This is a genomic window from Caulobacter sp. GW822-FHT07D08 (assembly GCF_058798735.1).
Map to the genome: position 1 here is coordinate 226312 of NZ_JBXAKU010000004.1, position 13996 is coordinate 240307.

Sequence of the window (13996 nt, forward strand, 5' to 3'; positions counted from 1 at the left end):
CGGGACGGTTCACAGCCACCGCTGCGCCTCGGCGTACGATCGTCGCGATTCCGTCTTTTCATTTATTCATGACTAAATTAATGAAACAGATATCAAGCGCCCGCTGTGATCGTCCCGGTAGAGGGCTGCAGGGGCGCCGTCAGGGAGGCGTACCCACCATGTCGACCGATCGCGTCGCGCTCAGCTCCATCCTCGCCCACCACGCGGGCCAGTCGCCGTCCCGAAACGCGCTGATCTTGGACGACGGGGCCGTCACCTATGGCGAACTGGATGTCCGCACGAACCGGCGCGCGCGGATGCTGGCGGCGCACGGCGTGGAACAGGGCGACTTCGTCACCGTGGCCCTGCCCAACGGACTGGAGTTCTATGAGACGGTGTTCGCCTTGTGGAAGCTGGGCGCGGTCCCCAACATCGTCGCCGCCAAGCTGGCGCGCCCCGAGATGGAAGCGATCCTCGACATCGTTCGTCCTCGACTGTTCATCGGCGCGCCGCCGCGACCTGGCGTTCCGGTGATGGCGGGGGATCGGAGCGAGCTCGATCGGTACTCGGCCGAGGCGCTCCCCGAGGTCATCTCGCCGCATTGGAAGGCCATGACCAGCGGCGGTTCCACCGGGCGGCCGAAGGTGATCGTCGACGCCATGCCCGGGGCCTGGAACCCGGAGGAGGGCTTTCTGGGCCAGCGGCCTGGCGACGTCATCCTCAATCCGGGGCCGCTCTATCACAACGCCCCGTTCCACTGCGTCACCATGGGGATGTTCACCGGCGCGACGATCGTCGAGATGGGCAAGTTCGATCCGCTGCGCGCGCTGCGGCTGATCGAGGCGCACGGCGTCAACTGGGTGACCCTGGTGCCGACCATGATGAACCGTATCTGGCGGCTGGGTCCTGACGTCCTGTCCGGCTTCTCCCTGCCCAGCCTGCGCATGATGCTTCACATGGCCGCCCCCTGCGCCCCATGGCTCAAGGAGGCCTGGATCGACTGGCTCGGCAGCGAGCGGGTCTGGGAATATTATGGGACGACCGAGGGCACGGGCTCGACCATGATCTCGGGATCCGAATGGCTGACCCACCGCGGCTCGGTCGGCCGCGTTCGCGACGGTTACGCCCTGAAGATCCTGGACGGGGAGGGGCGTGAACTGCCGCCGGGCGAGGTGGGCGAGGTGTTCTTCCGGCCCCAGGGCGGGGCAGGATCGACCTATCACTACCTGGGCAGCGAGGCCCGCCGGCGCGGCGAGTGGGAAGCGCCCGGGGATCTGGGTTCAGTGGACGCCGACGGCTATCTCTATCTGTCCGATCGTCGCAACGACCTGATCATTTCGGGTGGGGCCAATATCTATCCGGCCGAGGTCGAGGCCGTGCTCGACGCCCACCCGGCGGTGCGCGGCAGCGCGGTGATCGGCCTGCCCGACGAGGACTGGGGCGCGCGCGTCCACGCGATTGTCCAGGCCGTCGAGGACAGCGGCCTGGAACCAGACGAATTGCTCGACTTCGCCGCCGACCGGCTGACCCGCTACAAGCTGCCCAGGAGCATCGAGTTCACGACCGAGCCCCTGCGCGACGAGGCCGGCAAGGTGCGGCGGGCGGCGCTGCGGGACGCGCGACTTGAGAAGGTCGCCACTTGAGGGACGGCGGTCAGGCCGGCTTGCGGCGCCTGTACAGGGCGTCGAAGCCGCCGGCCATGAAGGTCACGAACCGCTCGCGGATCGCCTCGAAGTCGTCAGAGGCGCAGAGGTTGTTCGAGAGGCGATCGATGCGGCCAGTGCGCGATAAAAGGAGCGAATAGGCCCCCGAGGTGAACTGGAAGCTCCAGAACAGGTCCTCGGGCGCGGCGTCGGGCAGCGACTTCTGCAGGAGGCCGATCAGGCGCAGCACCATGGGATCGAAATAGGTGTCCATTTTCTCGGCCCCGTAGCCGGGGGCGTTGTTCACCTGGGCGAAGATGCGGCCGAAGTTGCGCCACCCCTCGTCGCCGTTGATGTAGACGTCGAACGCCTGGTCGTAATAGGCGCGCAACGCGCCCTCGACGGTCGGATGATCGCCGACCTCGGCCTCATAGGCGTCCAGGCCCGCCGTCCGCGAGGTCACGGCATATTCGACACGACGTTCGAAGACGGCGTCGAACAGGGCCTTCTTACCCTCGAAATAGTAGTGGATCAGCGCGGGATGGATGCCCATGCGGTCGGCGACGTCCTTGATGGTCACCCCGAAATAGCCGAGCTGAGCGAACAGATCCTCGGCCGTGTCCAGGATCGTCTTCACTGTCGTGGCCCGCTGTTCGGCGCGCGTGCGACGTCCCTCGGCTTTCGGCGCTGCTGGCATGGCTCCCTGTCTTCCTGATCGGATCCGTCCGGTGAAGACGCTCTCCAACGATTCAGGATGGGACGATGAGGCGGCGACCCCAAGGGGTCAAGCAAACGTCTCAATAAATTTCATTTAGTGCTAAATAAATGAAATTGACGAGGCGGCGACCCTCGGCTACGCCTTGAGCAAGCAAAAAACAAAAGGGGAGGGTTGAATGAAAACCTGGAACACCGCGCGCCACATGGCGCTGTCCGGCGCGTCGCTGGTCGCCATGCTTTTCGCTGGGCAGGCCTTGGCGCAAGCGACGGACGAGACATCCGACAATACGCTTGAAGCCGTCGTCGTCACCGGATCCAGTATTCGGGGCGTGCCGCCGGTCGGCTCGAACCTGATCGGCGTCTCGCGCGACGACATCAAGACCATTGGCGCGACCACGACCCCGGACCTGCTGGCCAGCGTGCCGCAGCTCAACAGCTTCAACACCGCGCCGCGCGCCAACAACGCCGGGGCCGGGTCTTTCGCGCCGGGTCTGCGCAGCCTGCCGGCGACGGCGACCCTGCCGTTGCTGAACGGCCACCGGGTGGTTGCGGGCGGCGCCAACGAGACCAATCCCGACTTCCCGTTCCTGCCGGACCTGGCGATCGAGCGCGTGGAGATCGTGGCGGACGGCGCCTCGTCGATCTACGGCTCGGACGCCATCGCCGGGGTCGTCAACTTCATCACCCGCAAGCGCTATTCCGGCCTGGAGATGTCGGCGCGTTACGGGACGGCCGACGACTACCATACGGCCAGCATCAGCGGCCTGGCGGGTCGCGACTGGGGCAGCGGCTCGATCCTGGCCGCCTACCAGTATTCCGAGAACGGCAACATCACCGGCGCGGATCGCGATTACCGCAAGGTGGATTTCCGTAACTTCGGCGGCGTCGACACGCGGGGAACCAGCTGTCCCGCGCCGAACGTGGTGGTCGGCGGCGTCGTTTACGGCGCGCCCGGCCTGACGCCCAACTCGACCAACTATTGCGACGTTGGCGGCCCGGTCGATCTCGTCCCGGCCTCGCGCCTGCACAGCGGCTTCGTCAGCGCGCGGCAGGAGATCGGCGAGCGCGTCACCCTGTGGGGCGACCTGCTCTATTCGGACCGCAAGGACGAGGTCCGGGCGGCGATCCCGGCCCAGACCGTGACGATGACGGCGGCCAACCCGTTCTTCAAGGCCCCGCCGGGAACAGCGGCGACGGCCGCGACCATCTTCTTCCGGCCCGACAACCTGGTCGGCGCCGACCACTTCGACCAGACCTATCGCGTCAAGGCTGGCAACTCGTCGGCGGGCGCGGACTTCAGCCTGCCGAACGACTTCAAGCTCAGCGCATACGGCACCTATGACTGGGCCGAGCACGTCGCCCATCAGCCGATGATCAATCCGGCGGCCCTGGCCGCGGCGGCGGCCGGAACGACCACGGCGACGGCGCTCGATCCTTTCGGCCAGGGCACGAGCCCGTCGGTGGTCTCCAACATCACCAACTACTCGACCAGCGTAACGATCCAGCAGCGCACCAAGCTGGCCGCGGTCAAGTTGGATGGCCCGCTGCTCGCGTTACCCGGCGGCGAGCTGAAGTTCGCGGCGGGCGCCGAGTATCGGCGCGAGACGTTCCGGCAGCGCGGCTTCGTGGGCGTCACGCAGGTTCCCGAGAACCTGGGCCGCAATATCAAGTCCATCTATGGCGAACTGTTCGTGCCGATCTTCGGCGACGGCAATGCGACGCGGCTCATGCACCGCCTGTCGCTGTCTGTGTCGGGGCGCTACGACAAGTACAGCGACTTCGGCTCGACCAGCAATCCGAAGGTCGGCGTCAACTGGGACCCGGTGGAGGGCCTGACGCTGCGAGGGACCTACGGCCGCTCGTTCCGCGCGCCGGGTTTGCGGGACGTCGGCGCCACCGTCGGCGCCTACTACTACGACGCCACGACGGCCGGTGTGCTGGCCCGCGATCCAACGCGGGGCGCGGCCCAGGTCAACACGGTCTTCCTGCTGGGCGGCAACAAGACCCTGCAGCCGGAAAAGGCGCGGACCTATTCGTTCGGGGTCGATATAGCGCCGCCGTCCCTGCCGGGCTTCCGGGCCAGCGCCACCGTCTATGACATCAACTTCACCGACGTGATCGGCACGCCGCCGACCAGCCTGGTCTTCACCGACCCGACCTTCGCCTCGGTCGTCTATCGCAATCCGTCGGCGGCCCAGCTGTCCAGCCTGCTGGCATTGGGCGTGCCGGTGACCCTGCCGACGCCGCTGCCGGCGATCGGCAACGCCCTGGACCTGCGTCGCGGCAATTTCGGGGTGCGCAAGACCCGCGGCCTGGATTTCGACGTCAACTACCGGCGCGCCACCAGCTTCGGCAGCGTGTTCGGCGGCGTCGCCGGCAACTACATCTTCAAGTTCGACACCCAGCTGTCGCCGACGGCGCCGGTGTCGGACGCCCTGAAGCTGGGCGTGCCCAAGGCGACCGTCCGCACGACGGCGGGCCTGGCGGCCGGAGCGTTCCGCCTCGTCGGCTTCGTCAACTATCGCGATGGCGTCACCAACAGCTACGCCACCCCGACGGGGACAAGCACGTACGACGCCAAGGCCTACACGACCGTCGATCTTCGGATCGCGATGACCTTGCCGGATACGGGCCTGACCAAGGGTTCGGAACTAGCCCTGCAGATCAACGACCTGTTCGACAAGACGCCGCCGTTCTTCCCGGCGACCGACGGTATCGGCGGGACCTACAACCCCATCGGGCGCTTCGTCGCGGTGAACCTGCGCAAGACCTTCTGACCGATCCCAAAAGTCCTTCGGGAGGCGGCCTCGGCCTCGGCCGTCCGACCCGCCGCGGGGTAGCCTGCCTTGCCGCCGGCCCCCGCGGTCTTTCTTCCAGTACCCAGGCCGGAGCGCCCTTTTTTATGATCGATGACGACGCCTGCCGCGCCCAGGGCTTCGACCCCGCCAAGCTCGCCGAGGCCGGGGCGGTCCTCCAGGGTTTCGTTGATCGGGGCGAGCTCTCGGGCGCGGTGACCCTGACCTCGCGCGGCGGCCAGATCGTGCAGGCCGACGCGATCGGCTGGCGCGACCTCGAGGCCGGCGATCCGATGCGGCCCGACACGCTGTTCCGCATCGCCTCCATGACCAAGCCCATCACCTCGGTGGCGGCCCTGATCCTGATGGAGGAGGGCAGGTTCGCCCTCGATGACCCGATCGCGCGCTGGATCCCGGAACTGGCGGAGCCCCTGGTGCTGCGCGACACGGCCGGATCCCTGCGCGAGACCGAGCCCGCGCGCCGCCCGCTCACCATCGAGGACCTGCTGACCCATCGCTCGGGGATCGCCTACGGCTTCTTCTCGGAAGGGCCGTTGAAGCTGGCCTATGAGCGCGCCCTGGGGGATCCGGCCATGACCCGCATGACGCCGGACGAGTGGCTGATCGCGCTGGGCGGTCTGCCGCTCGCCTACCAGCCGGGCGAGCGCTTCCACTACGGCCATTCGACCGACGTCCTGGGCTTCCTGATCGGTCGGGTCGAGGGCAAGCCGTTGCGTGAGGTGTTGAAGGCGCGGGTCTTTGAGCCGCTCGGCATGGTCGACACCGACTTCTGGCTGCCGCGCGACAAACGTCAACGCTTGGCCAGCCTCTACGGCTATGACGAGGCCGCGGGCGGGCTCGCGAAGGTGGAACCCGAGATGTACGATGAACCGCCGAGCTATACGCCGGGCGGCGGCGGGCTGATCTCCTCGGCTCCGGACTATCACCGGTTCGCGCGAATGCTGCTGGGCGAGGGAATCCTGGACGGCGCGCGCCTGCTGCGTCCGGAGACCGTTCGCCTGATGCGGACCAACCGGCTGACCGCCGTCCAGCGCCAGATCCCGTTCGCCGGCATGCCGCTGTGGCGAACGAACGGCTTCGGCCTCGGCGTCTCGATCGCCGAAGACCCGCTCGATAACCCGTATGCCTGCGGCGCGCCCGGCGCGATGACCTGGCCTGGCATCTTCGGCACCTGGTGGCAGGCCGATCCGGTCAATGATCTGGTGATGATCTATCTGATCCAGCACCAGGTGCCGGTGTCGGCCAAGTCCGGGGCGACCATCGCTACCGGGCGCGGGGCCGCCGGACGCCGTGCTCTGCCCGAGCACCAGCGGGGCGTCTACGCCGCCCTGAACAGGGAGGAACGATGATGCGCCCGATCGAGGATGTCGCACCGATGGCCGCGCCAGTCGTCCAGGAGCCCGACCGCCGGGCCTGGGTCGCCCTGGCCTGCCTGTGGTTCATCTATGTCCTGAACTTCCTGGACCGGCAGTTGCTGTCGATCCTGGCCAAGCCCATCCAGGACACGCTGCAGATCACCGACAGCCAGCTGGGGCTGCTGGGCGGTCTCTATTTCGCGGCCTTCTACTGCTTCATCGCCATTCCGGTCGGCTGGCTGGCTGACCGGACCAACCGCGTGACCGTACTGGCCATCGCCTGCGGCGTGTGGAGCGCGGCGACCATGGCCTGCGGCCTGACCAGGACCTATGGCGGCTTCGCGGTTGCGCGGATGACCGTCGGCTTCGGGGAGGCGGGAGGCGTGCCCCCGTCCTATGCGATCATCACCGACTATTTCCCGCCCGGACGCCGGGGCACGGCGCTGGGCCTCTACAACCTGGGCCCGCCGGTCGGCGCGGCCCTGGGGATCGCGTTCGGCGCCTCGGTGGCGGCCGCGTTCAGCTGGCGCGACGCCTTCGTGATCACCGGCGCGGTCGGCGTCGTCGCCGCCCTGGTTCTGAAGTTCGTGGTGCGCGAGCCCCGGCGCGGCGGACTGGACCATCCGACAGCCCATGCAGTGCAAACGCGCGCGGGCTTCGGCGAGACCCTGAAGATGTTCTTCTCGCATCCGGTGCTGCTGCTGGCTTCGCTGGGCAGCGGCGCGACGCAGTTCGTCACCTACGGCCTGGGCAACTTCGCCACGCTGTTCCTGATGCGCGAAAAGGGGATGACGCTCGGCGAAGTCGCCGTCTGGTACGCGATCGTCGTCGGCGTCGGGATGAGCGTGGGGATCTTCGGCTCCGGCTGGCTGATCGACCGCTTCACCCGCGAGTCCAAACGCGCCTATGGCCTGGCGCCCGCCTGCGCCCTGGTCCTGGCCGTGCCCTGCTATCTGGGGTTCGTGGCCGCCCCGCACTGGCCGACGGCCCTGGCCTGCCTGCTGCCGGCCATGTGCCTGAACCATGTCTATCTGTCGTCGGCCGTGACCCTGGTTCAGAACACGGTCCGCCCCAACCAGCGGGTGATGTCGGGCGCCTTGCTGCTGCTGGTCATGAACTTCATCGGCCTGGGCTTGGGCCCGACCTATGTCGGCGCGGCCAGCGACTTCTTCCGGGCCGCGTATCCGCACAACTCGCTCCAGGTGGCGTTGTTCACCCTGGTCCCGTTCTACGGCGTGGCCATCACGCTCTTCCTTCTGCTGGCGCGGACCCTCGGCAAGGTCCCGAAGACCGGAGCCGCTCGATGAACCTCTGGAAGGCCGCCTTCGCCGCGGCGCTGCTGATCGCCGCTCCCGCCCAGGCCGCGGACAAGCGGCCCGTGATCTCCGCGCCCGCCGGCGCCGTGAAGGGCGTCGTCGACGCCGGAGCGCTCGCCTTCAAGGGCCTGCCCTATGCCGCGCCGCCGGTCGGGGAGAGGCGCTGGCGGGCGCCCGCGCCGGCTCCACGCTGGAGCGGGGTGCGTGACGCCAGTCAGTTCGGCGCCGCCTGCGTCCAGCCCACGCCCGGACCGCCATCGGTCTATTCCGCCGAGATCGGGACAACCAGCGAGGACTGCCTGACCCTGAACATCTGGACGCCGTCCACCCAGGGCAAGGCGCCGGTGATCGTCTGGATCCACGGCGGCTCCCTGACTTCCGGCTCGGGCAAGTCGTCCCTGCAGAACGGCGCCCGGTACGCGAAGGCCGGGACGGTGCTGGTCACGATCAACTACCGCCTGGGCGTGCTGGGCTACATGGCCCATCCCGAGCTGAGCCAGGAGACGCCGGAGGGCGTCTCCGGCAACTACGGCCTGCTCGACCAGATCGCGGCCCTGCGATGGGTGCGCGAGAACATCGCCGCGTTCGGCGGCGACCCGGCCAATGTCACCATCGCCGGGGAGTCCGCCGGCGCGCTCAGCGTCATGTATCTGATGGTCTCGCCGCCCGCGAAGGGGCTGTTCGCCAAGGCCATCGCCCAGAGCGCCTACATGATCTCCACGCCGGAGCTGAAGGCGGCCAGCCATGGCGCGCCATCGGGCGAGGCCGCCGGCGCCTATGTGGCCGGCGTGGTGAAGGCGCCGAACCTGGCGGCGCTGCGGGCGATGGACCCGCAGGTGCTGACCGACAAGGCGGCCCAGGCCGGCTTCCTGCCCTTCGGCGCCATCGACGGCGTCGTCCTGACGCGGCAGCTGGTCGACACGTTCGATCGCGGCGAGCAGGCCAAGGTCCCGATCCTGACGGGCTTCAACAGCGGCGAGATCCGCTCCCTGCGCTTCCTGGCTCCGCCGGCCCCGAAGACCGCCGCCGAATATGAGAAGACGATCCGGGAGCGCTACGGCGATCTCGCCGACGATTTCCTGAAGCTCTATCCGGCCACGAACCTGGAGGAGAGCGTTCTGGCGACCACCCGCGACGCCCTTTACGGCTGGACCTCCGAGCGCCTCGTCCGTTCGCAGGCCAAGGCGGGACAGCCCGCCTTCCTCCATCTGTTCGATCACGGCTATCCGGCCATGGATCAGGCCGGGCTGCACGCCTTCCACGCCAGCGAGATCCCCTACATGTTCGGGTCGCTGGATCGCGTCCCGCCCCGCTGGCCCAAGGCGCCGGAGACGGCCGAGGAGAGGGCGCTGTCAGACGCCATGATCGGCTACTGGACCAGCTTCGCGCGGACCGCTCGGCCGCAGGCCAGCGGCGCGTCGACCTGGAAGGCCTATACGCCCGACGGCGCCTACATGGCCTTCCGCGACAAGCCGGTGGCCGACACCAACCTGATGCCCGGCATGTTCGCCTTCCACGAACGCGCCGTCTGTCGTCGCAAGGCCGCCGGCGACCAGCCCTGGAACTGGAACGTGGGCCTGGTCTCGCCGGTTCTGGTCGGCCCGTCCCAGACGTGTCCGTAGCCGGGCGCGATGACGATCGAACCCATCATGGATGGGCCGACTTCAGAACCGTCTGGGCGCCAGGCCAAAGTGGGGCCGACGGTGCGCGAGCTCTTGAAGCGGGCAGGGGCGTTGACGGCTGCTTTGAAGCAGAGGGCGATGATCTCGCCCACGCCGGCACACCCATAAAGCGCCGGCAGACCTGATCGGCGTGGGCGGGCTTGCGCACGCGCCGATCAAGCTCGGTGAAAGTGTCGAACAACACCGGCCTGGCCCGCCGCATCGGCAGAGCGTGCCTTCGCACGTAATTCGCGATCCTTTGTTTTTGCTGGCGACGGAGCTGCCCAGAATGGCGGTGCTCGAGTTGAACGAGCGGTCGCGAGGCTGGCCGGCGGATCTCAGGCGGCGATGGACATACGCAGCCGCTGTCGGCGCCGTCGGCGGTTATGTGTTTTGAAGCCTGCCAGCCATGCGGTGACCGGAGCCGCCACGCCAGTCGCAGGAATTGCGATCAGGATGGTCGCAAGGTTTGGAGTCAGAAATCGCGAAAACGCGGAACACCGTAGCAACAAGTTTTAAGAGGGCTGCGACTCGCAGGGTTAGGAGTCAGTGACACTCTGAGTTTCAGAATACCAAAATCAGAGCAGGAGCCGGCTGCTCAGGAGCTATCTGCCGGTCGCACAATTGGAGTCGGCCGGTCGCAGGGTTGGAGTCAGAAATCCGCGAAAACGCGGAACGCCGTAGCAACTCGTAACGGCACAGCTGCGACTCGCAGGAATAGGAGTCAGTGACACCATCTGGGCCGTAGACGTAGCGATATTCGTCTAAGATATATTATCGGAAATAATGGAATTCTATCTCTGTCGGACACCGACGCCCGGCCGTCTTCCTAGACTGCGTTAGATCACTGTCTCGACGCCGTGGAAATTCTCGTAGAAGTCCAGCGAGAACACTTGGCCCGACGCCGGCGCGAAGGACGTCTTCAGCCAGCCCGCGATCGTGGCGGCCTGCTCGGGCGAGCCCGCCCAGCACAGGCCTGTGATCGTGCGCCGCGTTCCTGGCGCGATGGCGTAGCGCCGCGACTGGTTGCCGCGAAGAACGTGCAAAAACACCGTCTTCTCGTGCGCCGTCACCCATGTCAGGGCCTCCGGCGTAAACGGATAGCCATTGACCTCGACGAGGCTGTCCTCGGCTGCGAGGCCGCTGGCCCCGGCGGGGCTGTCATCCAGTACGCTGTAGAGCCCAGGACCGGTGTCGTTCTCGAGGATGACGCCCAGAAGCGGCACGGCCTCTTCGGTGACGGCGAAGCCCAGGGCGCGCAGCTGGGCCGGCAGGTCCAGCCTCGCCGGCTCCAGCGCCTTGATCCTGAGCCGCTCGCCCAGACCCGGCAGGCGCCGGTCGAAGAAGGCGCAGATCGTATCGACCGTGTAGCCCTCCCCCTTGCCGGCATAGGCCGCGTAGAAGGCTGCGAACACGCTGTCGAGAGACTGGCGGCCCTGTGTCTCCGTCCGAAGGATGGCGTCCAGCTCGAAGGCGATGACCATGCCGGCGTCGTAATAGTCGATCGCGCTGTTGGCCCGCCCCGGATACTTGTCATGATTGAGATACGAAGCCGCCGAGGAATCGGCCGGGCTGACCCGGCGATAGGCTGGCAAGGCCGTCAGGTGGGTGTAGTAGCCCGTCACCACGCTGAGGAACTGCTCGGGCGTATAGATCCCGGTGCGTGCGCACGACAGGAACTCGTAGTAGCGGGTAAAACCCTCGGCCACCCACAGGCCCTCGGTGAAATCGCCGTTCTGGAGATCCAGATGCTCCAGCGGCGCGGGCCGCAGACGACGGACGTTCCAGGCATGGAACAGCTCGTGGGCGCAGACCCGGACGCTGACCTTGTACTGGTCCTGGTCGTAAAAGGTCGACGGGTCCAGGCCGACCATGGTGCTGGACAAATGCTCCAGCCCCCAGCTGTCGTTGGGATTGAACGACATCACGAAGGTGTAGTCCGCGAACGGAAACGACCCGTAGATGTCATGGAACGCCTCGGACACCTTGACCAGGTCGTCGACCAAAGCCTCGACGCCGCTCTCGAACCCGACGGCGCGGTTCAGGAACAGGTGGTGGAAGGTCGCGCCGCGCACGTCGCGCGAGATCAGATCGAACTGGCCGAACGCCACGGGCGTGTCGAGCAGCCGCTCGTAGCCGTCGTAGGCCCAGGTGTGGTCGCCCAGCGGCGTCGCGCCGGACGGATGGTGGATCGCCCAGCCTTCGGGGACATGGTAGCGGACCGCGCAGGCGCCATTATGCTCGGCCACGCGCAGATAGCGGGTTCCCAGCAGCACGCCGTTCAGGTCGCCCAGCACGCCACAGGCCTCGCTGAAGTCGACCGAGGCGGCGCTGGCGCGATAGCGGACGCGCAAGGCCCGGCCGCCTGCTTCCACGACGTAGCCGGACCATCCGCGCCGGCGGACCGGGATCGGCGCGCCGGTCTCGCGATCGGTCGCCTTCACGTCGAAGAGGTCCCGGCCATAGGGGGCGAAGTCGTAGTCGCCAGGAACCCAGGTCGGCGTCGCCAGGGTCAGCGGCCCTGGCGGCGGATCGGCGATCTCGATCGTCACATCCAGAGCATGTCCGGCCGGATCGAGGCGGACCTGATAGGTGACCTCCATCAGGCCAGCGCCGTCCGCGCGTCCATGGGCGTGGAACCCCCGCCTGGCGAATGGGGCGCCTGGCAGGGATCGTCCATGTTGAGCATGTTGCCGGTGCTGTACCAGAAGGTCTCGCCGACCCGCAGGCTGACCGGCGCGGTGGCGATGCCCTGGAACCGGACGTCATAGGATCCTGGCGCCAGCGGCGACGAACAGCCGATCGGCGCGCTGGGCAGCGGAAAAGTGACGATCACCCCTGCCCTCAGCTGGGTCGGCGACAGCCAGGCCGGCACGGCCGGCAGGGTCAGCAGGTGCTGGAAATCCGGATCGGCGGCGATGTAGTGGTCAAGATGCGCCTCCTGGCCGTCGCCGAACAGGATGTAGCTGAGGTTCTCCGGACGCGGGATGTTCTGGTCGAATCCGCGGTAGTAGAGCACCCGCTCGACCGTCACGGTCGCCGACGGAACGATCGGCGTCGCCGGCGTGCCGCCGCCCTCGTCCGAATAGTCCCGATAGATGATCGCCGGATAGCGGGTGACCGCGCCCGTCGCCAGGTCCGGCAGGGTGAACTGGAAGCTGTCCGGATTGGTCAGGTTGTAGGGCGCGCCGGGATTCTGGGCCTTGTCGGCCAGATAGGCCGCCATCGAGTCAGCGTCCAGCGAGACCTGCAAGGTCATCTGGTAGTGGTGGTCCTCCTTGCAGAACATTGGCATGTGGCACAGGTACAGCGTCATCGTCCCGAGCATGAACATGCCGTGGGTGTTGGGCGTGTCGATGATCGGCCAAGGCGTCGGATCGTTCATGCTGGAACCTCCCGGGGATGATGGATGGCGGGCAGCGTCGGGCGGCGGCGCGCCCAGAACGGGGCGTCCGGCCAGCGCCCCTCCTGGCGGTAGAAGTGATCGCGCAGGCTCAGATAATCGGTGAAACGCGCGTCGAGGCCCGCCTCGGCGCCGACCTCGCCATCGCCCCCCGCCCCGCGCGTGATGTCCCGCGCCGCGGCGATTCCGTCGAGCATGGCCTTGGTCACGCCCTGGGCCATGATCGGGTCATAGACCGAGGCCGCGTCGCCGATCGCCCGCCAGCGGTGACCCGCTCCCGGGCTCAAGCGGCTCGATCGGGCCTGGCGAACCATCACCGCCGACGGCTGATCGACCTGTCCGAGCGCCTCGGCGACGTGGCGGGTCCTGGCCAGATGCGCGCGCCAGGCGTCCGGCTGATGCAGGCGGCGCGCGCGCAGGAGGTCGGCGTCGGTGGAGACCACGACGATGGCCTGGTCGGCGCCAAGGCGCGCGGCGTACCACCAGCCGTAGTCGACCGCCTCGAGCAAGGAGCGCTGGCCCAGCAGGCCGGCCGGGCCGATCCGCGTCAGCGCCGCGACGCAGGTCAGGCGGTCGCCCTCGATCCGCTGGGCGCCCAGGGCGCGGGCCACGCGGGCCGCCCGGCCCGTCGCGTCGAACACGAAGCCGGCGTCGACGCTCTCGATCCCGGCGGCCGAGCGGATGCGCAGCCGCACCCCCTCCCCCGTCCAGGTCGCCTCGTCGAAGGTCGCGCCCAGCCGCAGCTCGACACCGGCCGCCACCGCCTGCTCGCGCAGGAAGGCGTCGAAGCGGGCGCGGTCGATGTGCCAGCCCAGGCCGTGCGGATTGAACAGGAAATCGTTGTAGCCCAGCGTCTCCTCACCCCAGGAGGACGCCGCGCCGACGCAAGGGTCGAAGCCAAGGGCCATGAAAGCCTCGCCGAGACCCAGCCGCGCCAGGATCAGTCGGATGTCGGGCGGCAGGCTCTCGCCGAAGCGCGGACGCGTCCCGTCGCCAGCCTCCAGCAGCAGCAACGACCCGACGCCCAGGCGCTTCAGCGCGATGGCCGCCGCGCATCCCGCGGGGCCCGCGCCGATCACCGCGACGTCGCGCCGAATGGTCATGAC

Annotated in this window: 9 protein-coding genes; 5 read left to right on the forward strand and 4 right to left on the reverse strand. The window is 67.9% G+C overall.

Annotation, left to right across the window (positions count from 1 at the left end; genetic code table 11):
* Positions 1-158 precede the first annotated feature (158 nt).
* Positions 159-1622 (forward strand): AMP-binding protein, encoded by a 1464-nt coding sequence (locus AC1RJ9_RS09910; protein ID WP_492838428.1) that lies wholly within the window; start codon positions 159-161, stop codon positions 1620-1622.
* 10 nt (positions 1623-1632) lie between these two features.
* On the opposite strand, the gene AC1RJ9_RS09915 is transcribed toward AC1RJ9_RS09910, so the two are convergent.
* Positions 1633-2319: a TetR/AcrR family transcriptional regulator gene (locus AC1RJ9_RS09915; protein ID WP_492838427.1), complete on the reverse strand. Its 687-nt coding sequence runs from the start codon at positions 2317-2319 to the stop codon at positions 1633-1635.
* 196 nt (positions 2320-2515) lie between these two features.
* Here AC1RJ9_RS09915 and AC1RJ9_RS09920 point away from each other — a divergent pair, with 196 nt between their 5' ends.
* The 4 genes from AC1RJ9_RS09920 (at position 2516) to AC1RJ9_RS09935 (ending at position 9448) form a co-directional block, all read left to right on the forward strand.
* Entirely contained in the window at positions 2516-5116 is a 2601-nt protein-coding gene (locus AC1RJ9_RS09920; protein ID WP_492838426.1) for a TonB-dependent receptor plug domain-containing protein, read from the forward strand.
* A gap of 125 nt (positions 5117-5241) precedes the next feature.
* Entirely contained in the window at positions 5242-6504 is a 1263-nt protein-coding gene (locus AC1RJ9_RS09925; protein WP_492838425.1) for a serine hydrolase domain-containing protein, read from the forward strand.
* On the forward strand, positions 6501-7817 hold the full coding sequence (locus AC1RJ9_RS09930; protein WP_492838423.1) for a spinster family MFS transporter: 1317 nt from the start codon (positions 6501-6503) through the stop codon (positions 7815-7817). Before AC1RJ9_RS09925 ends, AC1RJ9_RS09930 begins: the two co-directional genes overlap by 4 nt.
* Positions 7814-9448 carry a carboxylesterase/lipase family protein gene (locus tag AC1RJ9_RS09935; protein ID WP_492838422.1) on the forward strand — a complete coding sequence of 545 codons (1635 nt, stop codon included), beginning with the start codon at positions 7814-7816 and terminating at the stop codon, positions 9446-9448. The genes AC1RJ9_RS09930 and AC1RJ9_RS09935 overlap by 4 nt, the downstream gene beginning before the upstream one ends.
* Before the next feature lie 878 nt (positions 9449-10326).
* Here the strand turns inward: AC1RJ9_RS09935 and AC1RJ9_RS09940 are convergent.
* From AC1RJ9_RS09940 to AC1RJ9_RS09950, 3 genes are read right to left on the reverse strand one after another with little or no spacing between them, the layout of a single operon-like run.
* A complete protein-coding gene (locus tag AC1RJ9_RS09940; RefSeq protein WP_492838421.1) occupies positions 10327-12090 on the reverse strand; it encodes a M61 family metallopeptidase in 1764 nt (587 codons plus the stop codon).
* Positions 12090-12872, reverse strand: coding sequence for a hypothetical protein (locus AC1RJ9_RS09945; protein WP_492838420.1), 783 nt, complete (start codon positions 12870-12872; stop codon positions 12090-12092). Before AC1RJ9_RS09945 ends, AC1RJ9_RS09940 begins: the two co-directional genes overlap by 1 nt.
* Complete coding sequence (locus tag AC1RJ9_RS09950) at positions 12869-13993, reverse strand: FAD-dependent monooxygenase (protein WP_492838419.1); 1125 nt, start codon at positions 13991-13993, stop codon at positions 12869-12871. The genes AC1RJ9_RS09945 and AC1RJ9_RS09950 overlap by 4 nt, the downstream gene beginning before the upstream one ends.
* Between the last annotated feature and the right edge of the window lie 3 nt (positions 13994-13996).